The sequence below is a fragment of the Pseudomonas spartinae genome (assembly GCF_965197125.1).
In the GTDB taxonomy this organism is placed as follows: Bacteria; Pseudomonadota; Gammaproteobacteria; order Pseudomonadales; family Pseudomonadaceae; genus Aquipseudomonas; species Aquipseudomonas composti_A.
In genome coordinates, this window is the sequence record NZ_CBDAMB010000002.1 from 67,403 (window position 1) to 92,498 (window position 25,096).

The window sequence follows — 25,096 nt, forward strand, 5'->3', positions numbered from 1 at the left end:
CGGGAGAGGGTTGATGGAGAGTGTGTTAGAACGCAAAGCTCTCCTCGTCCATGGCCATCAGGCACTGCGCGCCGCCCAGCAGCGCTTCACGGTGCGCGCTGGCACGCGGCAGTATGCGGCGCAGGTAGAACTCGGCGCTGTGCAGCTTGGCCTGGTAGAACGCCGCCTCAGCGTTGCCCGCCTCCAGTTCGTCCTGCGCTCGCGCCGCCGCCTGCAGCCAGAAACCGGCCAGCAGCAGATACGCCGAGTACTGGAGAAAATCCACCGAGGTGGCGCCGATCTCCTGCGGGTCGCGCTGGCAGGCAGCGATCACGGCGCTGCTCAGCTCACGCCATTCGCCGAGACGCGCCTGCACCACGGCCGCCATGTGCGTCAGGGCCGGGCGCTTGGCCTGGGTATCGCACAGCGCGCTGAACTCGGCCTGCAGGGCAGACAACTCGGCACCGCCGTCGCCCAGCAGTTTGCGCCGGATATAGTCCAGCGCCTGGATGCCATTGGTGCCTTCGTAGAGCTGGGTGATGCGGCTGTCGCGCATCAGTTGCTCCATGCCCCACTCGCGGATGAAACCGTGCCCGCCATAGACCTGCACGCCCTGGCTGGCGACCTCCTGGCCCATGTCGGTGAAGAACGCCTTGACGATGGGAATCAGCAGCGCCGCGCGCTTGCCGGCTGCCTGGCGCGCCTCGGCCGCGTCGGCGCCATGTTCAAGGTCGAGTTGGCGCGCGGTGTAGGCAGCGAGCATGCGGCTGCCTTCGACCAGGGTCTTCTGAGTCAGCAGCATGCGCCGTACGTCGGGATGAACAATGATCGGGTCGGCCGCCTTGTCCGGCGCCTGCACACCCGCCAGGCCACGTGATTGCAGACGCTCGCGGGCATACCGCAGCGCCCCCTGGAACGCCGCCTCGCCGATCCCCAGGCCCTGCAACCCGACCTGAAAGCGCGCGTCGTTCATCATGGTGAACATGCAGGCCAGGCCCTGGCTAGCCTCGCCCACCAACCAACCGGTGGCGCCGTCGAAGTTCATCACGCAGGTGGAAGCGCCCTTGATGCCCATCTTGTGCTCGATGGCGCCGCACGACAGGGTGTTGCGTTCGCCGGGGGTGCCATCGGCTGCGGCGATGAACTTCGGCACCAGCAACAGGCTGATGCCCTTCACCCCCGCTGGAGCGTCCGGCAAACGCGCCAGTACCAGATGGACGATGTTTTCCGACAGATCCTGCTCGCCGCCGCTGATGAAGATCTTGCTGCCGCTGACCCGATAGCTGCCATCGGCCTGCGGCTCGGCGCGAGTGCGCAGCAAGGCCAGATCGGTGCCGGCCTGCGGCTCGGTCAGGCACATGGTGCCGGTCCACTGGCCGCTGACCAGCTTGCCCAGATACTGCTGCTTGAGCGTTTCGCTGCCGTGCTTGTGCAGCGCCAGCACCGCGCCTTCGGTCAGCCCGGAGTAGACGCGAAACGACAGCGACGCGCCCATCAACATCTCGTGGAAAGCGCAGGCCACCAGTTGCGGGAAGCCCTGACCACCGTATTCCATCGGCCCGGTCATGCTCGCCCAGCCGTTGTCCACGTACTGCTGATAGGCCTCACGAAAGCCCTTGGGCGTGCTCACCGCGCCGTCGCTCAGCTGGCAACCTTCTTCATCGCTGTTGCGATTGAGTGGTGCGATCTCACCGGCAGCGAAGGCTGCAGCTTCCTCCAGCACGCCGTCGATCAGCTCGCGATCCAGGCCGTTGCCCAGGCGTTCGCAGTGACCAGCGGCATCGAACAGTTCATGCAGTACGAAGCGCATATCGCGCAATGGCGCCTGATAGCTCATAGCTTGCCCTCCTCAACATCACCAAAGCCTTTGTTCGCCGCCGCCAGGCGCTCGATCAGCGCCGCTGGTTGCCAGTGGCTGCCGAAGCGCTCGGCCAGTCGCAGCAGGCGCTGACCAATGGCGCCGACACCCTGGCCATCGGCCCAGCTCATCGGGCCGCCGCGCTCGGCGGGAAAGCCGTAGCCGTTGAGATAGACCAGATCGATGTCGTGGCTGGTGCTGGCGATGCCCTCCTCGAGAATCTTCGCCCCCTCGTTGACCAATGCCAGCAGGCAGCGCTCGACGATCTCCTCGTTGCCAATCTCACGGCGGACGAAGCCCAGGCGCTCCGACTGCATCTGCACCAACCCGTCGACGGCCGGGTCATGTTCGGCCTGACGGCTGCCTGGCGCATACAGGTAGTAACCCTTGCCGCTCTTCTGGCCGAAGCGCCCCAACTCGCACAGGCGGTTATCCACCTGCACCGCCGGGTCGTCCTGGCCCTGCCCGGCCAGTTCACGGGCACGCCATTCCAGGTCGATGCCGACCACGTCATACATGCGAAACGGCCCCATGGCGAAGCCAAAGCCCTGCAACGCGGCATCCACCTGATGCGGCCAGGCGCCCTCGAGCAGCAGCATGCGCGCCTCGCGCACGTAGGTGTGCAGCATGCGGTTGCCGATGAAGCCGTGGCAGTTGCCGGCCACCACCGCCACCTTGCCCATGCGCGCGCCGAGCTCCTTGGCGGCCTGCAGCACGGCGGGCGCGGTCCTGGCACCACGGATGATTTCCAGCAGCTTCATGATGTGCGCCGGGCTGAAGAAGTGCAGGCCCAGTACCGCCTCCGGCCGCGCGGTGACGGCAGCGATGGCATCGATATCCAGCGCCGAGGTGTTGCTGGCGAGGATGGCGCCGGGCTTCATCGCTGTATCCAGCTCGCGGAAGATGCTCTGCTTGAGTTCGAGGTTCTCGTACACCGCCTCGATCACCAGGTCGGCATCGGCCAGCGCGGCATAGCCGTCCACCGCCGCGATACGAGCGCGCCGCGCCGCCGCTTCGGCTGAATCGATACGCCCCTTGGTCACGTTATGCGCCCAGGTTTCCTCGGCCATGACGAGGCCGGCCTCGACCATCTGCGGGTTGTTGTCCAGCCACAGTACGTGCAGGCCGGCATTGGCCAGGCTGATGACGATACCGCGGCCCATGGTGCCGGCGCCGATCACGGCGGCACAGCGAAGCGGCGAGACGACTTTATTCATTGTTGTTCCTCTCGTGCACGAACAGGCTGGGCCCCCTTAAAAACTACCTGCGTTGTCATCGCTGCGTTAAAAACAGGCTCACAGCCGAAGGCTGAACGCGCTTTAGCGCGGCCCCGAAGGGGGTGAGCGAAGCGAATCAAATGCTCATTTACAACCCGTAAACTCCGCTTTTTCGCCTGTTTTCGCCTTGCGCTGACTGCCTCGCCTACGTTTTTAAAGGCACCCAGAAGCTTGGGTCACCATAAGCAAGCCGCTACTATTTTTGAAATTTAGTCTTGTGATACGACATATTCAGCATATGAATTTCATCAACTTCGACCTCAACCTGCTGCGCGTACTCGACGCCCTGCTGCGCGAACAGAACGTCTCGCGCGCCGCCGAGCGCCTGGCCCTGAGCCAGCCTGCCGTGAGCAATGCACTGAATCGCCTGCGCGAACTGCTCGGTGATCCGCTGCTGGTCCGCGTGGGCCGGCGCATGCAACCGACACCACGGGCGTTGGCGCTGGAGGCACCGATCCGCAGCGCCCTGCGCCAGCTGGAACAGAGCCTGAGCGCCGGGGAGAGCTTCGAACCAGGTGAAAGCCGCCAGCGCTTTCGCATCGCCGTCACCGATTACGTGGAGCTGGTGTGCATGCCGCGCCTGCTCGACCGTCTGAGCCAGAAGGCGCCGGGCATCGGTATCGATATCCGCCACCTCAGCCCAAGCCTGCCGATGGAGGCACTGGACAAGGGCGAGTTGGATCTGGTGCTGGGTCGCTTCGACGAGATCCCCGCGCGCTTCGCTCGCCGCCACTGGATGAGCGAGACACTCAAACTGGCGGCGCGCAGCGACCATCCGCTGCTGCACGGGCATCTGGACCTGGCCACGTTCCTGCGCCTGCGCCACCTCTGGGTACATGGCGGCCAGACCCGCGGCATGGTCGATCAGTGGCTGGGCGAGCAGGGCCTGTCGCGGCAGATTCTCTACACCACGCCGAACTACCTGCAGGCCGCGCATATCGTCGCCGGCAGCGAGCTGACCGCCGTGCTGCCCACCGCCCTGGCCCGGCATTTCGCCACGCTGCTGCCGCTGCAACTGTTCGAACTGCCCTTCAGCCTCGGCCCCTTCCACCTGGAAGTGGTCAGCCTGGCGCAGCGCCAGCGCGATGCGGCGCTGCAATGGCTGATCGAGGAAATCATCGCGGTAGCCGATACTGAGGCTGCGCCGCGAGGGTGATCAGGATGGTTCCGCGCGCGCCTGTCGCTCGGCGTCCCGATCCGCACGCCCACCCAGATACCAGCCGAGCACGCCCCATAGCGCAGCGCACAGTGCCCCGACCATGGCGACCAGCCAGGCACCCTGGCCGAGCATGTCCAGGCCGGCCTTGGCCCAGCCGCTGAGGGCATCGCCGCCGCGATAGACCACGGTGTCGATGAAGTTCTTCACCTTGTACTTGCTTTCGGCATCCAGCGGCGCGAAGAGCATTTCCCGCCCCGGCCGCACCAAGGCGTATTCACCGATACGGCGCACGATCATCAGCCCCGCCAGCATGGCAAAGGTCGGCGCCAGCGCCAGGCCGACGAAGCCCAGGCAAACCAACGCCGGCACGATCGACAGCAGCACGCGCACGCCGAGCTTCTGCGCCACCCGGCCGGTGATGAACAACTGCGCGGTCAAGGCACCGGCCTGCACGACGAAATCGATCACGCCGAACACCCGCACCTGCGCGGCGCGATCCGGAAACAGTTCGGCCACCAGGCGCGCCTGCTCGAAGTAGAGGAAGGTGCTGACCGAAGTCAGCAGCAGGATGAACGCGCCAATGGCGAGCAGGTAACGCGAGCCGAGCATGCGCGTCAGCCCGCTGAAGGGGTTGCCCGGCACCGGGCGGCGCGGATTTTCGCGGCTCACCGCCCCGGGCCGACCAGCGCCTTGGCGCTCGCGCCAAGTCATCAGGTAACGCTTGAGCGCCATGGCCGCGCCCAGCAGTACGGCCGCCATCAGCATCAATCCGGATTCACCGACAATCCCCACCAGCAGCGCGCTCAGCAGCGGCCCGCAGAGCCCACCGACGCTGGCGCCCGCTGCGATGAAGGCGAACAGACGACGCGCCTGGGCGCCGTCGAACACGTCGGCCATCAGGCTCCAGGCCACCGATACGACGAACAGGTTGTAGACCGAGATCCACACGTAGAACACCCGCGCCAGCCACAGGCTGTCGTGATCGAGGCGAAACAGCAGGACAAAAACCAGCAGGTTGAGACAGAAGAAACCGTATACCCAGTCGATGAAATGGATGCGCGGGACCTTCGAGTTGAGCCAGGCCAACAGCGGCACCGCCAGCAACATGGCGACGAAGGTGGCGCTGAACAGCCACTGCAGGTTGTTCACTCCGCCGGTGATGCCCATCGCCTCGCGGATCGGCCGCAGCATGAAATAACCGGCGAACAGGCAGAAGAACAGGGCGAACCCGGCCAGCACCGCCGCCAGCTCCTGGTCCTCGGCGTTGATCGCCCGCGCCAGGCGCCGGGTCAGAGCCTGCATTTCAGGCGAACAGTTCGATGATGCGCTGGCGCTGCGCCGCGTCGGGCAAGCGCCCCTGCCCGGCGAGAATGTTGTCAGCCATATAACGGGGGTTGGAGGTGGCCGGAATCACTGCGGTCACCGCCGGGTTGGCGAGGATGAACTTGAGCATGACCTGTGCCCAGGAGGTGGCTCCCAGCTCCATCGCCACCCAGTCAGGCAGGCTCTTGCCCTTGACCCGATCGAATAGCGCCGCGCGCTGAAATGGCCGGTTGATCAGCACGGCGATGCCCTTGTCGGCGCAGAACGGCAACAGCTCACGCTCGGCGTTGCGCTCACCGATGGAATAGTTGAACTGAACGAAATCCACCGGCTCCGTGCGCAGGACCTCGAGCAGACGATCGTGGGCGGAATCCAGATAGTGGGTAACGCCGATGTAACGCACCCGCCCCTGCGCCTTGAGATCGCGCAACAGGCCGAGCTGAGTACTGGTGTCCTGCAGGTTGTGCACCTGCATCAGGTCGATGGTGTCGGTGCGCAGCGCGGCGAAACTGGCCTGAACCTGGCGCTCACCGGCAGCGCGCCCGGTGGAGGACACCTTGCTGGCCAGGAACAACTTCTTGCGCATGTCGTCTTCAGCAGCCAGGGCACCGCATACCGCTTCTGCACGCCCGTAGCTGGGCGCGGTATCCACCAGGCTGGCACCGCCGTTGACCAGTTCCCGCAGCACGTCGCGCAGTGGCTGCAGGGCCTCGTCGGTCATGGCTACATCATGAGTGCGTGAGGTTCCCAGGCCGATCACCGGCAACTGCTCGCCGCTGCTGGGAATGGCCCGGGTCAGCAGGGTCTCGGAGACGGAAGCGAAAGACGGTAACCAGGGCATCAGGGCGGCCAGCGCCGCCAGACTGGCGCTGCCTTGCAGGACTCGACGACGACTGGGCATGACGTGGTTCCTCGAACAGTGACCGATTGGTTATAGGCACTGACCACGCAAGGGCCAAGGCGTTACATCCACTGGCGGAACGAGATCGAACGAGGCAAGTCGAGAGGAAAACCGCTGCAGCGCGGCGATGACGGTAGCGACAGAGGAAATAGGGCAGGCCCCGGACGCAATATCCGGTAACCAAAAACGCCGCTGCGCCACAGGGGATAAAGGCGCAACGGTCGGGAAACAGTGATCAGGCAGCGCGCGCAGCCGACTCGCTGATCAGCATCCCGTGGGAGACGAGATAGCAACGATGGCCGTTCTGCAGGGTAAGGGGGTTACGGCTGGAAATGCTCCAACCCTTGTTCAGTAGTTGCTCGATGTGAGCACGCAGTGCCGGTAAATGGCGCTGTTCCTTCATGGCCGACCTCTCGTTATATGGGGTGCCCAGCACCCACCAGCTCATCCGTGACGCACTTCGCAAAATAGTAGTGGCGCAGTGCCAGGAAATAAAGCGGCGCAATTCTGCATTTTTTTGTAGGACATTCGCTATAGCCGTGTTGCCATCAAGGCTGCGTCAACGCCCCCTGCTCCGCGCGCTGCGGGGTGGAGAACAGCAGATAATCGTCTTCCAACCTGCCGTAGCGCAGCAGCGCCAGATCCAGCAGGTAGTTCTGGTGCAGCTTCCATGGCACCCGGTCGCCCTGAGCCGGCAGCAGGTGCGAGGCGCGTTCGATATAGCCCGACTGCAGGTCGAGAAAGGGCTCTGGCCGCACCTTGCCGTCGCTATCGCGCGGCGTCACCTGACGCATGCCGATGCGCTGCATGTGATTGATCAGGCGGCAGAAGTACTCGCTGGAAAGATCGGCCTTGAGCGTCCAGCTGGCATTGGTGTAGCCCATCACCACCGCCAGGTTGGGCAGATCACGCAACATGATGCCGCGATAACCCATGCTCTTCGGCGCTTCGAAGGGCGCACCATCGACGCTCACGGCGATACCGCCGAACAGCTGCAATTGCAGGCCGGTGGCGCTGACGATCACATCCGCTGCCAGCTCCTCACCGTTCTTCAGGCGAATCCCCTGCGCGGTCAAGCGCTCGATCTCGGCCGTCACCACCTGCGCCTTGCCCTGGCGCAGCACGCGGAACAGATCGCCGTCAGGCACCGCGCAGACGCGCTGGTCCCAGGGCTTGTAGCTGGGGCTGAAGTGGCGCAGATCGACGTCGCCCAGTTGCCGCCGCACCAAACCCAGCAGCACTCGGCGCACTAGATTGGGAAAGCGCTTGGCCAGTTTGTAGAAGACCAGTTGCAGGGTCACATTGCGGCCGCGTGCCAGGCGATACACCCACGTCTCGGGCAGAACACGGCGCAGCGCATTGGACAACCCATCGCGCTGCGGCAAGTTGATCACATAGCTGGGTGATCGCTGCAGCATGGTGACCTGCGCGCCCTGCTCGGCCAACGCCGGCACCAGGGTCACGGCGGTGGCGCCACTGCCGATCACCAGCACGCGCTTGCCGCTGCAGTCGAACCCCTGCGGCCATTCCTGCGGGTGGATGAAGGTGCCCTGATAGTCATCGCGCCCGGCAAAATCCGGGGTGTAGCCGGCCTCGTAGCGGTAGTAGCCGGTGCACATCATCAGGAACTGACAGCTCATGTGCAGCGGCTCGCTGTCGTCACCGCGCTGCACCAGCAGTTGCCAAGTGGCGCTGGCACTGCACCAATCGGCTTTGAGCACCTTGTGGCGATAACGGATCAGCCGCTCGATACCCTGCTCGGCGGCGGTCTGCTCGATATAGCGGCGAATCGACGGGCCATCGGCGATGGCCTGGGGGGCGCTCCAGGGTTTGAAGTTGTAGCCGAGGGTGTACATGTCCGAGTCGGAGCGGATGCCCGGATAGCGAAACAGATCCCAGGTCCCGCCCATGGCTTCGCGCCCTTCCAGCACGGCGAAACGCTTGCCCGGGCACTGGCGCTTGAGGTGGCAGGCGGCGCCGACACCGGACAGGCCAGCGCCGATGATCAGAACATCCAGGTGTTCCACGGACATGAGACACACTCGCTAGAGATGAACGCTGAGCTTCACCCTAGTCGAGAGCGCTGTCATCCGTTCTTTAGTGTGGCTAGAGTGGCTCAGGAATAACCGGCGAGAGCACTCATGAACACGGCCAACTGGGAACTGCTGTCCTACATCGTCACCGTGGTGGCGTTGCCGTTTGCCATCGCCGTATTTCTCTTCGAACAGCGCAAGGAACGGCAGAACGAAGAGGACGCCACCTGGCAGCAGGTATCCGACGCCTACATCGACTTTCTCGAAGTGGTACTGGCCAACCCCGACCTGCGCCTGCGCAGCCAACGCGCGACGGCCGATCTCAGCGACGAGCAGCAGGAGCGCATGCTGGTGATCTTCGACATGCTGGTGTCGCTGTTCGAGCGCGCCTACCTGCTGCTCTACGAGCCGAAGATGGACGAGAAACGCCGACGCCGCTGGCACTCCTGGGAGGACTACATGCGCGAATGGAGCCGCCGCGAGGATTTCCGCGAACGCCTGCCGCAACTGTTGCGCGGTGAAGACCCGGGATTCGCTGCCTATATCCAGCAACTGGCCTTAGAAGAGGCGCGCAATGCCGAGTGAACCACACGACTGGTCGGATGCGCCCGTGCGGCGCTAAGCTGTGGCGATGACCACACCCTACCTGACCACGCAGCAGACCAGCAGCACGGAGGCCGCCAGCGGCTTGCGGCTGGGTGGCGACTGGACGCTGGCCCACTACAACCGACTCGAGCCCCAGGTTCTGGCCCTGCGCGAACGGATCCAGGGCGAGGAGCCCGTCGACCTCAGTCAGCTGGCGGCCCTGGATACCGCAGGTGCGGCCCTGCTGGTGGAGCTGTTCGGCAGTGAACGTCTGCGCCGGCTGATCCAACAGGCACAGCTCGACGAACAACACCGCGCCCTGTTGCTGACGGTGGCCAACGCCATGGCCGGCAGCAGCGAGACGCAGACCGCAGCGGAGCCGTCGGTGCTGCGCGAGGTGCTCGGGCATATCGGTGAAGTGGTCGAAAACCTGTGGCACCAGGGCCGCGCTCTGCTCGGTTTCATGGGCCTTACCCTGACCAGCATGCTGGCGATAACCGTGCGCCCAGCGCGCTGGCGCCTGACCTCGCTGGCCGCACACCTGGAACAATGCGGGCTCAATGCGGTGCCCATCGTCGCCCTGCTGACCTTTCTGGTGGGCGCCGTGGTGGCCTTTCTCGGCGCCACCATCCTCGCCGACTTCGGCGCCACCATCTATACGGTGAACCTGGTCGCCTTCTCCTTCCTGCGTGAGTTCGGCGTGCTGCTCACCGCCATTCTCATGGCCGGGCGCACAGCCAGCGCCTTCACCGCACAAATCGGTTCGATGAAGGCCAACGAGGAGATCGACGCCATTCGCACCCTCGGCCTGAGCCCCATCGAGCTGCTGGTGCTGCCGCGGGTGTTCGCCATGCTCATCGCCCTGCCAATCCTGACCTTCATCGCGATGCTCAGCGGCATGCTCGGCGGCGCCCTGGTCTGCGCCCTGTCGCTGGATATTCCAATCGCCATGTATTTGTCGATCCTGCAAGACAGTGACCTGCTGCGGCACCTTCTGGTGGGCCTGCTCAAGGCGCCGATCTTCGCCTTCCTGATCGCCCTGATCGGCTGCCTGGAAGGCTTCAAGGTCAGCGGCAGCGCGCAATCGGTGGGCGAGCACACCACCTCGGCGGTGGTGCAGTCGATCTTCGTCGTAATCCTCCTCGATGCCCTGGCAGCGTTGTTCCTGATGGAGATGGGCTGGTGAGCCGGGATAGCGTCATCGAGGTACGCGACCTGTGCAATCGCTTCGGCAGCCAGGTGGTGCACGAACACCTGGATTTCGACCTGTACCGTGGCGAGATTCTCGGCGTGGTCGGCGGCTCCGGCACCGGCAAGTCGGTGTTGCTGCGCAGCATCGTCGGCCTGCGCCGGCCCAATGCCGGCACCGTGCGCGTTTTCGGCGACGAGCTACTGAGCCTGCCGGCCGAGAAGCGCTCGCAGCTGGAACGGCGTTTCGGCGTGCTCTACCAGCGCGGTGCGCTGTTCTCCTCGCTGACCGTCAGCGAGAACGTCGCCCTGCCGCTGATCGAGCATGCTGGCCTGTCGCGCGCCGCCGCCGAGCGCCTGGCGCGGGTCAAGATCGCCCTGGCCGGCCTGCCGCAGGACGCCGGCAGCAAGTATCCCAGTTCGCTGTCCGGCGGCATGGTCAAGCGCGCCGCCCTGGCCCGCGCCCTGGCACTGGACCCGGACATCCTGTTTCTCGACGAGCCCACCGCCGGCCTCGACCCGATTGGCGCGGCGGCCTTCGACCAACTGATCCGCACCCTGAGCGACAGCCTGGGCTTGAGCGTGTTTCTGGTGACCCACGACCTGGACACGCTCTACAGCATCTGCGACCGGGTCGCGGTGCTGGCGCAGAAGAAGGTGCTGGTGGCCGATCGCCTGGACGTGGTGGCGGCCACCGACGACGCCTGGATTCAGGAATATTTTCACGGCCCGCGTGGACGCGCGGCCGCACAGACCGCTGCGGCGGCAGGGAGTCAATGAATGGAACCCAGAGCCCATCATGTGCTGATCGGCCTGTTCACCGTGCTCACGGTGGGCGCGGCACTGCTGTTCGGCCTGTGGCTGAGCAAGGCTGGAGCGGACCGCGCCTTCACCGACTACGAGGTGATCTTCAACGAGGCAGTCACCGGCCTGTCACAGGGCAGCGCCGTGCAGTACAGCGGTATCAAGGTCGGCGACGTGATCAGACTGGGGCTCGACCCGGACGACCCACGCACCGTGCGCGCACGTATTCGCATCGTCGGCAATACCCCCATCAAACAGGACACCCGCGCGCGCCTGTCGATCACCGGCATCACCGGCCTGGCGGTCATCCAGTTGCATGGCGGCAGCCCGGAAAGCCCGGCGCTGGAAAGCCAGAATGGAAAGCCCGGCATCATCATCGCCGACCGTTCACCACTGTCGCGGCTGATGGCCAACGGCGAAGACCTGGTGGTCAACATCACGCGCCTGCTCAACCGCGCCAACCGCATGCTGTCGCGCGAGAACGCCGAGCGCGTGTCGCGCACCCTGGAGAATCTGGAGCAGGCCACCGCAGGTATCGCCGAGCAACGCGGTGAGCTGGGCGAAGTCCTGCGCCAGACCAGTGCCGCCACCCGCGAAGCGGCCGAGCTGATGCGCACCGCCAATCACCTGCTCGATGGCCAGGGCAGCCAGGTACTGGAGAATGCCGAGCGTCTGATGGCTTCGCTGGAACGCAGCAGCCGCACTATCGAGGAGCTGCTGCAGAGCAATCGCAGTGCGCTGGACAACGGCATGCAGGGCCTCGCCGAGCTGGGCCCGGCGATTGGCGAACTGCACGACACCCTCAGTGCCCTGCGCGGCTTCTCCCGTCGCCTGGAGCAGGACCCCACCGGCTACCTGCTGCGTAACGACAGCATCAAGGAGTTCCAACCATGAAGCGTCTGTCCCTGCTGCTGGCCGCCAGCCTGCTCGGCGCCTGCTCGATCCTGCCGCAGAGCGAACCGCTGGATATCTACCTGCTGCCGGGCGCCACGCTGCCGGCGCAAACCCAGCGCTTGGACTGGTCCTTGCGGGTGGACAGCCCGAGCAGCAACCAGATGCTCGACGGCACGCGCATCATCGTGTTGCCCGAGCCGGGCCGGATCAACACCTATCAGGGCGTACGCTGGAGCGAGCGCACCCCGCAGTTGCTGCGCGGCCGCCTGCTCGACGCCTTCCACGACGACGGACGGATTCAGGCACTGAGCAACGAGGAACAGCGCCTGCAGGCCGACCTCGAGCTGGTCAGCGACCTGCGCAGCTTCCACAGCCAGTACCGCGACGGTGTTGCCGAGGCGCTGATCCAGCTCGATGTGCGCCTGGTCGACGCACGCGACCAACGCATCCTCGCCAGCCGCCGCTTCAGCGTCAGCCAGCCGGCACGCGACACCTCGATTGCCTCGGTGGTGACGGCCTTCGGTCAGGCCGGCGATCAATTGTCCCGTGAGCTGGTGGACTGGACACTGGCCGAAGGACAGCGCGCCATCCCGTAGGATGCGCTACGAGATCGACGTCTCGAGCCAGGTTCGCACTTCAGCGTAAGGGTAATCCTCCAGCGCAGCGAAGCCGGCCAGCTGACGCGCCTTGAGCTTGGTCAACAGCGGCGTGGTCACACCACAGAGAAAGCGCGTCAGGCACTCATGGCTCGGTCTTTCGCCGGCGTGCTGCAGATGCTTTTCGACGAAGGCCGCGCATAGCGCCTGCGCATCACGAGCGCTCAACGGCGGCAGCTCTGGCGGTTGCGGCAGGGTGGCGACACGTCCCAGGCATACCGAGCAATGCCCACAATGCTCGGGCGCCTGCTCATCACCGAAGTACAGCGCCAGCCGCCGGCTCAAGCATTCACGGCTCTCGAACAGGGCGAGCATGGCCTGGATGCGGGCGATTTCGCTGCTCTCATGGGCGCGAAAGTGCGCGTGCAGATCATTGGCCAGCACCGCCACATCGAAGTCGCCGTCGAGCACGGCATAGACCTCGGTCATCTGCTTGCTTTCCAGCTCCAGCCAGCCCTTTTCCTGGAAGTAATCCAGCGCCTTGACCACCCGCGCACGCTCGGCGCCGTGATCGCGGTACAGCACATCGAAATCCAGGGTATTCCACGTCCGCGCGCGGCGAGAGCTGGACAGGATGGACTCTACGAACAGACGGCGCTCGCCGTCGAACTTGGCCAGCAGCGCCTCGTCATCGAGCAGCAACTTGAAGCGGTACTCGGCGAAGTAGGCATAGCGCGGCGCAATGACGCCACGCAGCTCCAGCTGCACCAGCAGGGTCTTGAGCGGCAGCGCGCGGATATTGCTCAGATCCGCCAGCTGATTGAGCATCAGCTCCCACTGCCCACCCGTGCCGACCGCGCGTAGGTCGTCGAGCACGGCGCGAATGCCGGAGAGTTCTGGCGTGTCGCCATAGACAAAATTTTCCAGCACGCTGAGACCGTCGCGGCTGGCCAGCACCAGGCAGTCGGAAGGCTGGCCATCGCGCCCGGCACGGCCGATCTCCTGGCTGTAGTTCTCCACCGATTTGGGCAGGTCGAAGTGCACCACATTGCGGATGTCACGCTTGTCGATGCCCATGCCGAAAGCGATGGTGGCGACGATACATTCCAGCTCGCCAGCCATGAAACGGCGCTGGATCGACTCGCGTGCCTCGTGCGCCATACCGGCGTGGTAGGCGCTGACCGCCAGACCATCGCGCGCCAGGCGTTCGGCGACCTGCTCGGCGCTCTTCTGCTGGGTGACGTAGACGATGCTCGCCTGGCCACGACGCGGTGCCAGCCAATCCTGCAGGCGCCGCAACTTGGCGCCGCCGGGCACCGGCTCGACCAACAGATTGAGGTTGGGTCGATAGAAGCCGGTGGTGACCACGTCCGCCTCGGTGATGGCGAATTTCTCGCGCATGTCGGCGATCACCTTGGGCGTCGCCGTAGCGGTGAGCAGCAGCACCTGATTGATGCCGAACTGGCGCTGGTAGTCCGGCAGCTTGAGGTAGTCCGGGCGGAAGTTGTGGCCCCATTCGGAGATGCAGTGCGCCTCGTCGACCACCAGCAGGGAGATCGGCACCTGGGCGATGAAGTTGCGAAAACGCTCGTTCTTCAGGCGCTCCACCGAGATCATCAGGATCTTCAGCTCGCCGCTGCGGGCGCGGTTCATCACCTCGGCAGCCTGCTCGCGACTTTGCGCCGAGTCGATGCTGGCCGCCGCGATGCCATGGGCATGCAGGAAGGCCAGTTGATCCTGCATCAGCGCCAGCAGCGGGGAAATCACCAGCGTCAGGTGCGGCAGGTGCAACGCCGGCAACTGGTAGCACAGGGACTTGCCCGAGCCGGTGGGGAAGATCGCCGCCGCCGAGCGGCCAGCGAGCACGGCACTGATCACCGCCTCCTGACCGGGGCGCAGACGATCGAAGCCGAAGACACGTTTGAGGGTGGACATGCGCTGTCACTCCGTTGACCGCTGAATGGCCCATGACCATAGCGCGGTCGCATAGGGTGCGCCATGCGCACCGCCGTATTGACCGATGAAGCCGGTGCGCTCGGCGCACCCTACCCCATGAATGACAAAGCCGCCCGAAGGCGGCTTTGTCAGAGAACACGGCTGAGCTTACAGCTGCGGGCCGGCGTTCTTGATCGCTTCACTGACATCGAACTTGGCGAAGTTGTCGATGAACAGCTTGGCCAGGCCCTTGGCGGCTTCGTCGTAGGCATTCTTGTCTGCCCAGGTGTTGCGCGGGTTGAGCAGGTTGGTGTCGACGCCCGGCACGGCCTTCGGCACGTCCAGGTTGATGATCGGCAGGTGCTCGGTCTCGGCACCGATCAGCGCACCGCTCTGGATGGCCGCGATCACGCCACGGGTGGTGGGGATGTTGAAACGCTTGCCGACGCCATAGCCGCCGCCAGTCCAGCCGGTGTTGACCAGGTAGACCTTGGAGCCGAAGGCGTTGATGCGCTTGATCAGCAGCTCGGCATAGACGCCAGCCGGACGCGGGAAGAACGGCGCGCCGAAGCAGGTGGAGAAGGTCGACTTGATGCCGCCGCCCGAACCCATTTCGGTGGAACCAACCAGCGCGGTGTAGCCGGACAGGAAGTGGTAGGCCGCCTGCTCGTTGTTGAGGATCGACACCGGCGGCAGTACGCCGGTCAGGTCGCAGGTCAGGAAGATCACGGCATTCGGCTCGCCGCCCAGGTTCTTCTCGCTGCGCTTCTCGACGTACTCCAGCGGGTAGGCCGCGCGGCTGTTCTGGGTCAGGCTGTCGTCGGCGTAATCCGGAGTACGGCTGTCGTCGAGCACGACGTTTTCCAGCACGGTGCCGAACTGGATGGCTTTCCAGATCACCGGCTCGTTCTTCTCGGACAGGTCGATGCACTTGGCGTAGCAGCCACCTTCGACGTTGAACACCACGCCCTCGCCCCAGCCGTGCTCGTCATCACCGATCAGGTAACGCGACTCGTCGGCGGACAGGGTGGTCTTGCCGGTGCCGGACAGACCGAAGAACAGGGTCACGTCGCCTTCTTCGCCGATGTTGGCGGCACAGTGCATCGGCAGCACGTCTTTTTCCGGCAGCAGGAAGTTCTGCACGGAGAACATGGCTTTCTTCATTTCACCGGCGTAACGCATGCCGGCGATCAGCACCTTGCGCGCCGCGAAGTTGATGATCACGCAGCCGTCGGAGTTGGTGCCGTCACGCTCAGGCACGCACTCGAAATTGGCGACGTTGAGGATCTGCCACTCGGCCTTGGCGCCCGGGTTGTAGGACTCGGGGTTGATGAACAGCTGACGGCCGAACAGGTTCTGCCAGGCGGTAGCGGTGGTCATCTTGACCGGCAGGTAGTGCTCTTCGGCGGAGCCGACGTGAACATAGGAAACGAAGTGATCCTGAGCGGCGTTGAAGGCCTCGACACGCTCCCACAGGGCAGCGAACTTGTCGGCCGGGAACGGACGGTTGATGTTGCCCCAGGCGATTTGTGCCTCGGTGCTCGGCTCCTGAACGATGAATCGATCAGCCGGCGAGCGGCCAGTGCGATGACCGGTGCGTACGACCAGCGCGCCGTTGGCGGCCAGTTCCCCTTCACCACGGCGAATGGCTTCTTCGACCAGTTGCGCGGCGCTGATGTCGGTGTACACGGCGTTGTTGGCTTGCGTCATGAGGGTCCCCGTCGGCCGCTGGCCGAGTCTTCCGAACGTTGTGTAGTACAGGGGCAACTGCGCTACACGGTAAAAAAGTCGCGGGAGTATGCCAGAAAAGCGATCAGCTTGGCAGCCTCCGATCCGATCTTGCCCCGATAGTGACAGTCTATTGGCGCGAGAGGTTCATCAGTGACGGGTCTGCGACGGCGCCTCGCTACCGGCTCCGGCAAACAGCTGGGCGATGTCGGCGGCATCGAAGGCATAGCGTTCGTTACAGAACTGACAGTCGATCACCACGCTACCGCCCTGCTCGGCCAGCAAGAGCTCGGCATCGGCCTGACCGAGGCTGGCCAGGGCACTGGCCGAGCGCTCACGCGAGCAGCTGCAGCGAAACTGCAGCGGCTGCTCGTCGAACAGACGCACGTTCTCTTCGTGGTACAGGCGATGCAGCAGCGTCGCATTGTCCAGGCCCAGCAGCTCTTCGGCGCTCAGGGTGTCAGCCAGGGTCAGCACGTGGTTCCAGCTCTCGGCGCGTGCCTCGGGCTCGGTCTGGTGGTGCACCGGCAGTTGCTGCAGCAGCAGACCGCGCGCACGTTGGCCGTCGGCCTTGAGCCAGAAGCGCGTCGGCAACTGCTCGGAGCTGGCGAAGTAGTTGGACAGGCACTGCGCCAGGTCCACGCCGTCCAGGTCGACGATACCCTGGTAGCGCTGGCCACGGGTCGGATCGATGGTGATTGCCAGCACACCTTGGGGCATCAGGCTCTGCAGGTCGGCATCGGCGCCGATCTGCTCGCCGTCGTAACGGGCAATGCCGCGCAGCTCACGGGCGCTGGAGCACTCCACCATCAGCAGCGACAGCGGGCCTTCGGAGCGCGCCTGCAGCACCAGCAGGCCGTCGAACTTGAGGGTACCGACCAGCAACGCGGCAGCGGCCATCATCTCGCCGAGTAGCTGTGCCACCGGCTGCGGGTAGGCGTGTTTGGCCAGCACATGAGCGTAGCTCTCGCGCAGAGCGACCATCTCACCACGCACATCGGTGTCGTCGAAGAGAAAGCGTTGACTGAAGTCGTTCATGGCGGGTGGCCCAGGGTCTGTAAAAAAGGCTGGCGATTTTATGCACAAATGCCGGCACAACCAAGGCCCGAACGTCATGTGCGCGCGCTCACAAAAAACGGATTCAGCCCTGAACCTGGACTGAACAGCGGCACAGATGGCCTTGCACTGTCGCCAAGAGTGCCTATCATCCGCGCGCCCGAAAGGGTCTGTCATAAATCTGCAAAGGGACTTCTCATGTCGAGCACGTTCATCAATCGCCACTGGCAACCACGCGCCCTGCTGGTCTGCCACCTCGTGGCCGTCGTGCTGCTCGTCAGCTGGTTATGGCAACCCACGCGCGAGCTGTGGAACCACTTCGACCTGTGGCTGTTCAAGCTGCTCAACGACCCGGTACACGCTGGCGGCCTGTGGGCACACATCTGGGCCATCGGCAGCATGCGCCCGGTCGATGCGGGCGTTGGCGTGGTCATGCTGGCGGTCATGCTCAAGGCCGACCTGGTGTTCACCGGGCCGCAGGTGCGCCGGGCACTGTTCGCCTTCCTGGTCGCCCTGGTGGTGATGCTGCTGATACGCGTGCTGTTTTCCGATCTGGTCGAATACATGGGCTGGCAGCACGCCAGTCCGTCCCTGGTGGTAGAAGGCAGCGCGCGCCTGACCGAAATGTTCCCGGCCTGGGAAGAACGCTGGGACCTGAAGGACAGCGCCAGCCGCAGCTTCCCCGGTGACCACGCCTCCGTGCTGCTGATCTGGGCTTACTTCATGAGCTTCTTCGCCCGCGGCTGGCGTCTGCTGCTGGTCTGGGGCATTACCGTGATCGGCATATTGCCGCGCCTGGTGGCGGGCGCTCACTGGGGGGCAGACGCCTTCGTCGGCGGCGTATTCCTCAGCCTGCTGGCGCTGGCCTGGAGCTGTTACACCCCTCTGGGCTATCACGCCAGCGAATGGCTGGAGAAGATCACCCTGCCGATCACCTCGCGCCTGAGCAAACTCCCCCTGCTGGGCCGCCTGAGCATCGTCAGCGGACGCTGAACGAAGTAGCCCGGAGCAATCCGGGCTACAGGCAAGCGTGCTGCCCCGCCAGCCCAAGGCTGCGCCAACATCGGTCGGTGTAGGGGCGGTGCGCAGCACAGCACATCCTACGGGCAGGTAGCCCTATTCGTCCTCGTCCGCCCAGGGGTGGCGCAAGCCGCCATCCTGCTGCTCGTTGAACTGGTGGATCTGTCGGCGCTGCTTCTTGCTCGGACGACCGTCGGTCTGTACGCCGAGGCCACCGGCCTTGCGCATCGCCGCAGCCTGTTCGCGGCGCGCGATGCTCTCTTCGGTTTCACGGTAGAGCAGTTGCGCCTCGGGCGCACCACGGCGCACGGCGGACAGCGCCAGCACAACCACGGTGCGCTCGTCGAAACCGGTACGCAACACGTATTCATCACCGACCCTGGGCTCCTTGCCCGGCTTGCATCGGTCACCGCGGTGGTGCACCTTGCCACCTTCTATAGCCGCCTTGGCCAGGGCTCGGGTCTTGTAGAAGCGCGCCGCCCACAACCATTTGTCCAGGCGCACCTTGTCGTCGTCTTTTTCGCTCATCTAATACTCTGAAGGGGTTTGGCATTCGCACGCGCAGCGGATGCAGTTGTCACACGACACAACTAGAATGCGCGGAATCATAGGCGTTGTCGGCCGCAGGGGACACTCCCACCTTGAAGACTTTCGACCAGCTCAACGTGATCGGCCTGCGTGAGTGGATCAATCTGCCCGAGCTCGGCATCATCGGCCTGCGTGCCAAGATCGACACCGGCGCCAGCACCTCAAGCCTGCACGCCAGCGACATTCAGCCGTTCCAGCGCGATGGCGAAGACTGGGTGCGCTTCACCGCCTACCTCGGCACCCAGGTGCAGCGGCGCCACCGCTGCGAGGCGCAGCTGGTTTCGGTCAAACGCATCAAGAGCTCCAACGGTCAGGCGCAGAGCCGCTACGTGATTCGTACCCACCTGGCCCTGGGCGATCGCCTGTGGCCGGTTGAATTCACCCTGGCCTGCCGCAAGACCATGCGCTATCGCGTACTGCTCGGTTCCAAGGCGCTGATCACCGGCCAACTGGTGGTCAACCCTGCTCTCAGCTACGTGCAGGACAAACCCTCACTCTCCTCTGCCCTTCCAGGTGCCCAATGAAGATCGCCGTGCTGTCGCGTAACCCGCGTCTGTATTCCACCCGCCGACTGGTGGAGGCCGGCCAGCAGCGTGGCCACGAAATGGTGGTGATCGATACCCTGCGCGCCTATATGAACATCGCCAGCCACAAGCCGCAGATCCACTATCGCGGCCAGGCCATGGAGGGGTTCGATGCGGTGATCCCGCGCATCGGCGCTTCGGTGACCTTCTATGGCTGCGCGGTGCTGCGTCAGTTCGAGATGATGGGTGTCTACCCGCTCAACGAGTCGGTGGCCATCAGCCGCTCGCGCGACAAGCTGCGTGCCCTGCAACTGCTCTCGCGCAAGGGCATCGGCCTGCCGGTCACCGGTTTTGCCCACTCGCCGGACGACATTCCCGACCTGATCCAGATGGTCGGCGGTGCGCCGCTGGTGATCAAGGTCCTGGAGGGCACCCAGGGCATGGGCGTGGTGCTGGCCGAGACGCACAAGGCGGCCGAATCGGTGATCGAGGCCTTCCTTGGTCTCAAGCAGGACATCATGGTCCAGGAATACATCCAGGAAGCCGGCGGTGCCGATATCCGCTGCTTCGTGGTCGGCGACAAGGTGATCGCGGCGATGAAACGCCAGGCCAAGGCCGGCGAATTCCGCTCCAACCTGCACCGGGGCGGTAGCGCCAGCCTGATCAAGATCACCCCGGAGGAACGCATGACCGCCGTGCGCGCCGCCCGCGTGATGGGCCTGAACGTGGCCGGGGTCGACATCCTGCGCTCCAACCATGGCCCACTGGTGATGGAGGTGAACTCCTCGCCAGGTCTGGAGGGCATCGAGACCACCACCGGCAAGGACGTCGCCGGGATGATCATCCAGCACTTGGAGAAGAACGCCGAACCCGGCCAGACTCGCACCCGAGGCCGCGGATGAGCCAAGCGTTCGACGGCCGCCTGGCGCTGATCGCCCCCGCCGCGGCGATTGCCGAGGAGGTACTGGAAGCGACCCTGGCGCAGCTCGATGTGCTGGGCATCCGCTATCACCTGGGCCGGCACGTGCGCGCCCGCCACCGCTACCTGGCCGGCACGCCGGAGCAGCGCCTGGAAGACCTGCACCAGGCCTTCAGCCTGCCTGATATCTGCGCCGTCTGGTGCCTGCGCGGCGGCTACGGTTGCGCACAACTGGTGGCAGACATCGACTGGGCGCTGCTGAGTCAGGCCAGCCCGCGTCCACTGATCGGTTTTTCCGACCTGTCGATCCTGCTCGATGCCTTTCAGCAACGAGGCTTGCCGGCCATTCACGGCCCGGTGGCCACAGCGCTCGGTCATCAAGCGCTGTCTGCCCCTGGTGGCCAGCGCGAGCGCCTGGCCTCGATGCAGGCGCTGTGGAGTCTGCTCAAGGGCCAGCACCGCCAGCTACTCCTGCGTCACATCAGCGGCCCGCAACTAGCCATCGAAGGCACCTTGCAAGGCGGCAACCTGACGGCATTGGCCAGCGCATGCGGCACTGACGCGGCGATGCGCCTGGCCGAGGACTCGATCCTGATTCTGGAAGACGTCGGCGAGCCCTACTACAGACTCGAACGCAGCCTCTGGCAGCTGCTGCACAGCTTCGCCGGGAAGCGACCACGCGCCGTATGCCTGGGCAGTTTCACCGACTGCCCGCAACGCGGCGTGCACCACAGCCTGGAGCAGATCGTCGGCGAGTACCTGGCGCCGCTGGGCGTCGCACTGTACGGCGACTTACCCAGTGGCCACGGTGACGTCAATTATCCCTGGCCCTATGGCCAGCGGGCGCGCTTGAGTGGCAACAGCCTGAGCTGGTAACCCTGCTCAGCGCTGGCGCGCCTGCATCCAGGCGAGAAACTCCGCTTCCATCATCGGCCGGCCGAACAGATAACCCTGCCCCAATGCACAGTCCTGCTCGCGCAGCAGCGCCAGCTGACTCTCGCGCTCGACCCCTTCGGCCACGCATTCAAGGCCCAGGTTGCGCGCGATCATCAGGATGGTCTGTACCAGCATGCGTCCGCTCGCCTCGCCATCCAGATCGGCGACGAAGCTGCGGTCGATCTTCAACCGGTCCAGCGGCAGGCGCTTGAGGTAGGTCAGCGACGAGTAGCCGGTGCCGAAGTCGTCGATGGCAAAGCGCACGCCCTGCTGCTTGAGGCGTTGCATGTTGCCGATGCAGCGCTCGACGTCTTCGAGCAGCACACCCTCGGTAATTTCCAGCTCGAGGGAGTGCGCCGGTACGCCGTGATCACGCAGGCAACGCTCGACACGCTCCACGCAGCCCACCTGGCGCAGCTCGCGCGGGCTGAGATTGACCGCCAGCACCAGTTGCGGCCACTGCGCCTGCCAGCGCGCCAAAGCGGCGCAGGCATGCTCCAGCACCCAATGACCGATGTCCTGGATCAGGCCGGTTTCCTCGGCCAGCGGGATGAACTGATCCGGGCCGATTTCGCCGCGCTCGGGGTGCATCCAGCGCAACAGCACCTCGGCACCGGCGAGCGAACCGTCAGCCAGCATCAGCTGTGGCTGGAACACCAGATGCAGCTGCTGACGGGCGATGGCCTGACGCAGCTCGCCCTGCAACTGCAGGCGCTGATCGATGGCCGCCTGCATCTCCGGGGCGAAGAAATGCAAGGCGTTGCGCCCGGCATGCTTGGCCCGGTACATGGCGGTGTCGGCCTGTTTGAGAATGTCCGAAGCCTGTTGCAGGCCCATAGGGTGCAGGGCGATGCCGATGCTGGCGCTGATCGCCAACTCATGGCCGTCGATCAGACAGCTGCCTTGCAGGCCGCGCAGCAGCTTCTCTCCCACTGCGGCTGCATGTTCGGCAACGGCCTGCGGCTCGTGACCCAGGGCTTCGAGCAGCACCACGAACTCATCCCCGCCGAGACGCGCGAGGGTGTCTTCGGTGCGCAGCTCGGCAGCCAGGCGTGCCGTCACCTCGACCAGCAGGGCGTCACCGAGCAGATGGCCGAGACTGTCGTTGACCGTCTTGAAGTGGTCCAGGTCGATGAACAGCAAGGCGCCCAGGCTGCCCTCACGGCCCTCCCGATCCATGGCGTGCTGCAAGCGATCGAGCAGCAGGCGGCGATTGGGCAGGCCGGTCAGCTCGTCGCTGTAGGCCAGGCGCTCGATCTCGCGCTGATAGCGCTGGCGCTCGGAGATGTCGGTGATGCTGGCGCGGATCAGCAGCTGTTCGCCCGGCATGCGCACCAGGCGCACTTCGCACGGCAGTTGGCGGCCGGCGCTGTCCCGGTGGGTCCACTCGAATACCGGCGCTTCACCGGCAACGGCGCGACGCAGGAACTGTTTACCGGCGCGGGCGGACGGGCGACCGTCACTCTGGCGCACCGGGCTGATGCTCTGAATCGACCGGCCGATCAGCTCATCGCGAGGGTAGCGGAACAGGCTCAGGGCATTCGCGTTGCATTCGACGATACCGCCGTCCGGATTGAACAGCAGGATCGCCTCCGGCGCATGCTCGACCAGGGTGCGATAGCGAGCCTCGGCTTCGCGACGGGCACTGATGTCCTCGACCAGTAACAGGAACAGCGTCTGCCGTCCGCTGCGCACGGCGCGCAGGCTAACGCGGGTAAAGACCACCTGGCCATCGGCGCGCAGAAAGCGCTTGTCCATCTCGAAGCCGTCGCTGACACCGCGCAGAACCTGCTCCACATGAGCCTGCTCGGCAGGCAGATCATCGGGGTGCGACAACTGCCGCCAACTGTTGGCGAGCAGCTCCTCGCGATCGAAGCCGAGGATGCTGCACAGCTTCTGGTTGACCTCTTCCCAGGCAAAGCTCTGAGTGGTCAGCGCCATGCCGATCAGCGGCGCTTCGAAGAACAGGCGCAAACGCTCGTCGCGTTCTCGCAGCTGCGACTCGGCGCGCTTGCGCTCGCTGATGTCCTGAACGACCCCATAGATGCGCACCAGGCTGCCATCGGTATTGCGTTCGGGAATACCACGCAAACGCAGCAGCCGCCCTCCCAGACGCGCGACCAGGCGAGTCTCGACGTCCAGCTCCTCGAGCCCTCCCAGCGCTGCCTGCAGGGTCTGCATGATCAACGTCTGACTCGGTGTGTCGAAGTAATCGAGCGCCTGCTGGAGAGAAGGTGGCCCCAGGTGGAGGTCACGCTCGACGATGCGGTAGCAGCCATCGCTCCAGAACATGCCGTAATCGCTGATCTCCAGCACCCAACCGCCCAGGTTGGCGATGTCCTCGGTCTGGCTGAACAGATGACTCTGGCGCAGCAATTGGGAACGCTGCTGCTCGACCTTGGCCGCCAGCTCGACGCGCTCGGTGACATCGTGCTGCAACCCGAGGAAATGACTGATGCCCTGCTCGTCACGCATCGGCGCCAGCACCACCTCGTTCCAGAACGGCTTGCCGTCCTTGCGGTAGTTGCGCACCACGGCGTGGCCGCTGCGGCCGTCACGCAGCGCATTGCGCAGTGCCTGCAGCTCCAACTGGGCACGCTCTTCGCCGAGCAGGAAGCGGCAGTTGCGCCCCAGCGCCTCATCGGCGCTGTAACCGGTCATCTGGCTGAACGCGGTATTGCAGTAGACCAGGGGCAAATCGGCCTGGCGCGCATCGGCGATGGTCATGCCCAGTGGGCTGGCCTCCATCGCCAGGTTGGCGCGAGCCAGTTGCTGCTGCATCTGCGCGCTACGCGCCAGCGCCTGACGCAGATCGCTGATTGCACGCCCTACCAACAAGGTAGCACCCATCAGCAGCACGACGGCGAAGTGCAGCTGGTTACGCTGCATGTCCAGCTCACTGAAACTCAGGCTGCCGCGCAGCAAGGGCAGCGGCAGGGTCGCCGCGTACACCAGCAACACCCCATACAGGGCGCCAGCGAAGGCATGTCGCAACGCCAACACCAGCATGCTCAAACCCAGCAGCGGCAGGGCGAGCTGGGCCGGCAAGCTGGCGCTGAGCAGCATCAACGCCAGGAACACACCCAACGCCAACAGCCAACCACCCGGCGAACGGCTGATGCTCAACGTCGGCGCACTGCTCGCGCCCCGATCCCGAAGCCAGCCGCGATCCCGCAGCAACGGGGTGCCGAACGCCAGCAGCGGCGCCGTCAGGGCGAGCAGGTTGATGGTATCGCTCAACCACACAGCCAGGCTGGCCTGCGCCCATCGTTCATCGACCTGAAAGCCGGTCAGCCAGAGGTTGCTTTGCAGGCCGAGCGCCACCAGGGTGCTCGGCATCAATACGGCGAAGGCGAGAAACCTCAGCAAGTCGCTCAGACGACCCAGGGCCGGATCGAAAGGCTGGCGGCGCAGCAACCACCAGCCTAGCGCTATGGCAGCGGTTTCAGGCAGGGCGTAGAGCGGCCCCCACTGCCAGGGCAGGCCCCATAGCGGCACGCTGAACAGGGCATTGAGGTACAGCGCCGGCAGCACGCGCGGCCCCCACCACAGGCAGAAGGCGAGCCCCAGCACCAGAGGCAGGTAACACAACGCCACCCCGTCGCTCAGGCGGGTCGCCAGGGAAATCCAGGTTGCCAGGTGCAGAATCGGCAGCGGCAGCCACCAGGTCCAACTGGGCAAGCGGTCAGGGAACGCGGCGGACATGCAGGCCTCGAATCGATGCGCTGGCACAGCATAGCCCAGCCCCAAAGTGCTTGGCAGCATATTGCCAGCACCCGAGGAAGGTAATAGG

Annotated in this window: 21 protein-coding genes; 10 read left to right on the forward strand and 11 right to left on the reverse strand. The window is 65.0% G+C overall.

Annotation, left to right across the window (positions count from 1 at the left end; genetic code table 11):
- Positions 1 to 25: 25 nt before the first annotated feature.
- Together ACN8M7_RS04125 and ACN8M7_RS04130 are read right to left on the reverse strand one after the other, a co-directional pair.
- Positions 26 to 1,816: an acyl-CoA dehydrogenase C-terminal domain-containing protein gene (locus ACN8M7_RS04125; RefSeq protein ID WP_490259872.1), complete on the reverse strand. Its 1,791-nt coding sequence runs from the start codon at positions 1,814 to 1,816 to the stop codon at positions 26 to 28.
- Complete coding sequence (locus ACN8M7_RS04130) at positions 1,813 to 3,054, reverse strand: 3-hydroxyacyl-CoA dehydrogenase (protein WP_490259873.1); 1,242 nt, start codon at positions 3,052 to 3,054, stop codon at positions 1,813 to 1,815. The genes ACN8M7_RS04125 and ACN8M7_RS04130 overlap by 4 nt, the downstream gene beginning before the upstream one ends.
- A gap of 298 nt (positions 3,055 to 3,352) precedes the next feature.
- Here ACN8M7_RS04130 and ACN8M7_RS04135 point away from each other — a divergent pair, with 298 nt between their 5' ends.
- Positions 3,353 to 4,270 carry a LysR family transcriptional regulator gene (locus ACN8M7_RS04135; protein ID WP_490259874.1) on the forward strand — a complete coding sequence of 306 codons (918 nt, stop codon included), beginning with the start codon at positions 3,353 to 3,355 and terminating at the stop codon, positions 4,268 to 4,270.
- On the opposite strand, the gene ACN8M7_RS04140 is transcribed toward ACN8M7_RS04135, so the two are convergent.
- The 4 genes from ACN8M7_RS04140 to ACN8M7_RS04155 all read right to left on the reverse strand — a co-directional run bounded on the left by ACN8M7_RS04140 (position 4,271) and on the right by ACN8M7_RS04155 (position 8,530).
- Positions 4,271 to 5,575 carry an NTP/NDP exchange transporter gene (locus tag ACN8M7_RS04140; RefSeq protein WP_490259875.1) on the reverse strand — a complete coding sequence of 435 codons (1,305 nt, stop codon included), beginning with the start codon at positions 5,573 to 5,575 and terminating at the stop codon, positions 4,271 to 4,273. It lies immediately after the preceding gene.
- Position 5,576: 1 nt separating this feature from the next.
- Positions 5,577 to 6,497, reverse strand: coding sequence for an aldo/keto reductase (locus ACN8M7_RS04145; RefSeq protein WP_490259876.1), 921 nt, complete (start codon positions 6,495 to 6,497; stop codon positions 5,577 to 5,579).
- Between the two features lie 235 nt (positions 6,498 to 6,732).
- Complete coding sequence (locus tag ACN8M7_RS04150) at positions 6,733 to 6,900, reverse strand: hypothetical protein (protein WP_197432151.1); 168 nt, start codon at positions 6,898 to 6,900, stop codon at positions 6,733 to 6,735.
- A gap of 145 nt (positions 6,901 to 7,045) precedes the next feature.
- A complete protein-coding gene (locus ACN8M7_RS04155; protein WP_490259877.1) occupies positions 7,046 to 8,530 on the reverse strand; it encodes a flavin-containing monooxygenase in 1,485 nt (494 codons plus the stop codon).
- Positions 8,531 to 8,638: 108 nt separating this feature from the next.
- Between ACN8M7_RS04155 and ACN8M7_RS04160 the strand changes: the two genes are divergently transcribed.
- Genes ACN8M7_RS04160 through ACN8M7_RS04180 form a run of 5 tightly spaced genes read left to right on the forward strand, consistent with a single transcriptional unit; the run spans position 8,639 to position 12,597 of the window.
- Positions 8,639 to 9,115, forward strand: a complete 477-nt coding sequence (locus tag ACN8M7_RS04160; protein WP_490259878.1) for a hypothetical protein — start codon at positions 8,639 to 8,641, stop codon at positions 9,113 to 9,115.
- 46 nt (positions 9,116 to 9,161) lie between these two features.
- Positions 9,162 to 10,301, forward strand: a complete 1,140-nt coding sequence (locus tag ACN8M7_RS04165; RefSeq protein ID WP_490259879.1) for an ABC transporter permease — start codon at positions 9,162 to 9,164, stop codon at positions 10,299 to 10,301.
- Positions 10,298 to 11,083, forward strand: a complete 786-nt coding sequence (locus ACN8M7_RS04170; RefSeq protein ID WP_490259880.1) for an ABC transporter ATP-binding protein — start codon at positions 10,298 to 10,300, stop codon at positions 11,081 to 11,083. The genes ACN8M7_RS04165 and ACN8M7_RS04170 overlap by 4 nt, the downstream gene beginning before the upstream one ends.
- Entirely contained in the window at positions 11,084 to 12,001 is a 918-nt protein-coding gene (locus ACN8M7_RS04175; protein WP_061238581.1) for an MlaD family protein, read from the forward strand. It begins immediately after the preceding gene.
- Entirely contained in the window at positions 11,998 to 12,597 is a 600-nt protein-coding gene (locus tag ACN8M7_RS04180; RefSeq protein ID WP_490259881.1) for an ABC-type transport auxiliary lipoprotein family protein, read from the forward strand. Before ACN8M7_RS04175 ends, ACN8M7_RS04180 begins: the two co-directional genes overlap by 4 nt.
- 6 nt (positions 12,598 to 12,603) lie before the next feature.
- Here the strand turns inward: ACN8M7_RS04180 and ACN8M7_RS04185 are convergent, their stop codons facing one another.
- The 3 genes from ACN8M7_RS04185 to hslO form a co-directional block, all read right to left on the reverse strand.
- Positions 12,604 to 14,532 (reverse strand): RecQ family ATP-dependent DNA helicase, encoded by a 1,929-nt coding sequence (locus tag ACN8M7_RS04185; RefSeq protein WP_490259882.1) that lies wholly within the window; start codon positions 14,530 to 14,532, stop codon positions 12,604 to 12,606.
- A gap of 168 nt (positions 14,533 to 14,700) precedes the next feature.
- Positions 14,701 to 16,242: a phosphoenolpyruvate carboxykinase gene (locus ACN8M7_RS04190; protein ID WP_061238584.1), complete on the reverse strand. Its 1,542-nt coding sequence runs from the start codon at positions 16,240 to 16,242 to the stop codon at positions 14,701 to 14,703.
- A 168-nt stretch (positions 16,243 to 16,410) separates the two neighbouring features.
- Positions 16,411 to 17,298, reverse strand: coding sequence for an Hsp33 family molecular chaperone HslO (hslO, locus tag ACN8M7_RS04195; RefSeq protein ID WP_061238585.1), 888 nt, complete (start codon positions 17,296 to 17,298; stop codon positions 16,411 to 16,413).
- A gap of 216 nt (positions 17,299 to 17,514) precedes the next feature.
- Here hslO and ACN8M7_RS04200 point away from each other — a divergent pair, with 216 nt between their 5' ends.
- Positions 17,515 to 18,309, forward strand: coding sequence for a phosphatase PAP2 family protein (locus ACN8M7_RS04200; RefSeq protein ID WP_490259883.1), 795 nt, complete (start codon positions 17,515 to 17,517; stop codon positions 18,307 to 18,309).
- A 123-nt stretch (positions 18,310 to 18,432) separates the two neighbouring features.
- Here ACN8M7_RS04200 and ACN8M7_RS04205 read toward each other — a convergent pair whose 3' ends face one another.
- The gene (locus ACN8M7_RS04205; protein WP_061238587.1) at positions 18,433 to 18,864 is read right to left on the reverse strand and encodes an RNA-binding S4 domain-containing protein; all 432 of its coding nucleotides are present in this window, start codon (positions 18,862 to 18,864) and stop codon (positions 18,433 to 18,435) included.
- Between the two features lie 113 nt (positions 18,865 to 18,977).
- Here ACN8M7_RS04205 and rimB point away from each other — a divergent pair, with 113 nt between their 5' ends.
- The 3 genes from rimB to ACN8M7_RS04220 are packed head-to-tail and all read left to right on the forward strand — an operon-like array spanning position 18,978 to position 21,243.
- Complete coding sequence (gene rimB / locus ACN8M7_RS04210; protein ID WP_490259884.1) at positions 18,978 to 19,448, forward strand: retropepsin-like aspartic endopeptidase RimB; 471 nt, start codon at positions 18,978 to 18,980, stop codon at positions 19,446 to 19,448.
- On the forward strand, positions 19,445 to 20,350 hold the full coding sequence (gene rimK, locus ACN8M7_RS04215; RefSeq protein ID WP_061238589.1) for a 30S ribosomal protein S6--L-glutamate ligase: 906 nt from the start codon (positions 19,445 to 19,447) through the stop codon (positions 20,348 to 20,350). The genes rimB and rimK overlap by 4 nt, the downstream gene beginning before the upstream one ends.
- Positions 20,347 to 21,243 carry a S66 peptidase family protein gene (locus tag ACN8M7_RS04220; RefSeq protein ID WP_490259885.1) on the forward strand — a complete coding sequence of 299 codons (897 nt, stop codon included), beginning with the start codon at positions 20,347 to 20,349 and terminating at the stop codon, positions 21,241 to 21,243. The genes rimK and ACN8M7_RS04220 overlap by 4 nt, the downstream gene beginning before the upstream one ends.
- 6 nt (positions 21,244 to 21,249) lie before the next feature.
- Here the strand turns inward: ACN8M7_RS04220 and ACN8M7_RS04225 are convergent, their stop codons facing one another.
- On the reverse strand, positions 21,250 to 25,008 hold the full coding sequence (locus ACN8M7_RS04225) for a bifunctional diguanylate cyclase/phosphodiesterase (protein WP_490259886.1): 3,759 nt from the start codon (positions 25,006 to 25,008) through the stop codon (positions 21,250 to 21,252).
- Positions 25,009 to 25,096: the final 88 nt, after the last annotated feature.

What these genes read in the sequence shown, in the direction of transcription:
- ACN8M7_RS04180 (WP_490259881.1), top strand. Translation starts at nt 11,998, where the DNA reads ATGAAGCGTCTGTCCCTGCTGCTGGCCGCCAGCCTGCTCGGCGCCTGC.
- hslO (WP_061238585.1), bottom strand. Translation starts at nt 17,298, where the DNA reads ATGAACGACTTCAGTCAACGCTTTCTCTTCGACGACACCGATGTGCGT.
- ACN8M7_RS04165 (WP_490259879.1), top strand. Translation starts at nt 9,162, where the DNA reads ATGACCACACCCTACCTGACCACGCAGCAGACCAGCAGCACGGAGGCC.
- ACN8M7_RS04175 (WP_061238581.1), top strand. Translation starts at nt 11,084, where the DNA reads ATGGAACCCAGAGCCCATCATGTGCTGATCGGCCTGTTCACCGTGCTC.
- ACN8M7_RS04160 (WP_490259878.1), top strand. Translation starts at nt 8,639, where the DNA reads ATGAACACGGCCAACTGGGAACTGCTGTCCTACATCGTCACCGTGGTG.
- ACN8M7_RS04155 (WP_490259877.1), bottom strand. Translation starts at nt 8,530, where the DNA reads ATGTCCGTGGAACACCTGGATGTTCTGATCATCGGCGCTGGCCTGTCC.
- ACN8M7_RS04225 (WP_490259886.1), bottom strand. Translation starts at nt 25,008, where the DNA reads ATGTCCGCCGCGTTCCCTGACCGCTTGCCCAGTTGGACCTGGTGGCTG.
- ACN8M7_RS04125 (WP_490259872.1), bottom strand. Translation starts at nt 1,816, where the DNA reads ATGAGCTATCAGGCGCCATTGCGCGATATGCGCTTCGTACTGCATGAA.
- ACN8M7_RS04190 (WP_061238584.1), bottom strand. Translation starts at nt 16,242, where the DNA reads ATGACGCAAGCCAACAACGCCGTGTACACCGACATCAGCGCCGCGCAA.
- ACN8M7_RS04200 (WP_490259883.1), top strand. Translation starts at nt 17,515, where the DNA reads ATGTCGAGCACGTTCATCAATCGCCACTGGCAACCACGCGCCCTGCTG.
- ACN8M7_RS04185 (WP_490259882.1), bottom strand. Translation starts at nt 14,532, where the DNA reads ATGTCCACCCTCAAACGTGTCTTCGGCTTCGATCGTCTGCGCCCCGGT.
- ACN8M7_RS04130 (WP_490259873.1), bottom strand. Translation starts at nt 3,054, where the DNA reads ATGAATAAAGTCGTCTCGCCGCTTCGCTGTGCCGCCGTGATCGGCGCC.
- rimK (WP_061238589.1), top strand. Translation starts at nt 19,445, where the DNA reads ATGAAGATCGCCGTGCTGTCGCGTAACCCGCGTCTGTATTCCACCCGC.
- ACN8M7_RS04205 (WP_061238587.1), bottom strand. Translation starts at nt 18,864, where the DNA reads ATGAGCGAAAAAGACGACGACAAGGTGCGCCTGGACAAATGGTTGTGG.
- ACN8M7_RS04150 (WP_197432151.1), bottom strand. Translation starts at nt 6,900, where the DNA reads ATGAAGGAACAGCGCCATTTACCGGCACTGCGTGCTCACATCGAGCAA.
- ACN8M7_RS04145 (WP_490259876.1), bottom strand. Translation starts at nt 6,497, where the DNA reads ATGCCCAGTCGTCGTCGAGTCCTGCAAGGCAGCGCCAGTCTGGCGGCG.
- ACN8M7_RS04220 (WP_490259885.1), top strand. Translation starts at nt 20,347, where the DNA reads ATGAGCCAAGCGTTCGACGGCCGCCTGGCGCTGATCGCCCCCGCCGCG.
- ACN8M7_RS04140 (WP_490259875.1), bottom strand. Translation starts at nt 5,575, where the DNA reads ATGCAGGCTCTGACCCGGCGCCTGGCGCGGGCGATCAACGCCGAGGAC.
- ACN8M7_RS04135 (WP_490259874.1), top strand. Translation starts at nt 3,353, where the DNA reads ATGAATTTCATCAACTTCGACCTCAACCTGCTGCGCGTACTCGACGCC.